Origin of the sequence: Clostridium sp. AF37-5 (assembly GCF_003477605.1) — a bacterium.
In the GTDB taxonomy this organism is placed as follows: domain Bacteria; phylum Bacillota; class Clostridia; order Lachnospirales; family Lachnospiraceae; genus Eubacterium_F.
In genome coordinates this window covers 1-1,116 of sequence record NZ_QUDR01000059.1, presented here as the reverse complement: position 1 = coordinate 1,116, position 1,116 = coordinate 1, and the positions used below count along the sequence as shown (strand labels likewise).

Sequence of the window (1,116 nt, the reverse complement as noted above, 5' to 3'; positions counted from 1 at the left end):
ATTATGATCGTACAACACAACATTACATCAATGAACGCTAACAGACAGTTAGGAATCGTAGGAAACAACTTGGCTAAATCTACTGAGAAACTTTCCAGTGGTTACAGAATCAACCGTGCAGCGGATGATGCAGCAGGTCTTGCTATTTCTGAGAAAATGAGAGCTCAGGTTCGCGGCTTGAATCGTGCATCTGACAACGCACAGGATGGTATTTCTCTTATCCAGACGGCTGAAGGTGCTATGGATCAGCAGCATGCTATTTTGCAGAGAACGCGTGAGCTTCTTGTTCAGGCTTCTAACTCCGGCGTATTAGACGGAACAGCTGAGAACGACTTCCAGAAAATTCAGGACGAGATTGATACTTTGAAATCTGAGTATGAAAGAATTAACACAGATACAGAGTTCAACCGTAAAAAATTGTTGGATGGTTCCTACAAAGATCAGTATTTGCAGTTAGGTGCAAACAATGCTCAGGGTATTAATGTTACCATTAAAACAACTGCTTGGGATCCTGATTTGTATTTAAGTAAGACATCTACAGTTGCAAAAGGAACCGCTGGTAGCGCAAGTGACAAAGCTACAAAAGTAAACGGAAAAGTAGTTGAAGATACAACCCAGTATGAATATAATAGCCAGATCTTTACAGTTAAAGAATCTTATGTGGCTGCACAAGGTAACGGATCTACAATTACAAAAGAAGATGCAGATGCAGTAACAACAGATTTCGATAATGCTGACCCATCTACTGATGAACAAGCACTTTTGAAGAAATATGGTTATACGGCGGACAAGGCTGGCGGAAAAAAATTCAAAGCAGATATTGCCGCTGCAGCTAACAAAAAGGTAGCTGTTACTGATGTTGATGGTAAAGCTATCTCCGGTCTTCTTGACAACGTTGACACCATGATTAAGAGCGTTACTACAGAGCGTTCTAAACTTGGTGCGGTTCAGAACCGTCTTGAGTACACCGTTAAGGTTGATGACAACACATCTGAGAACCTGCAGTCTGCTGAATCCCGTATCCGTGATACTGATATGGCAGATGAAATGACAAGATTCTCGAAAGAGAGCATCTTGCAGCAGGCAGCTACTTCTATGCTGGCTCAGGCAAATCAG

Annotated in this window: 1 protein-coding gene; it reads left to right on the top strand. The window is 41.9% G+C overall.

The genetic code is table 11. From position 1 onward, the window contains the following. Positions 1-1,116: flagellin (locus tag DW019_RS14795; protein ID WP_207663944.1), on the top strand; the 1,116-nt coding region annotated here is incomplete at both ends.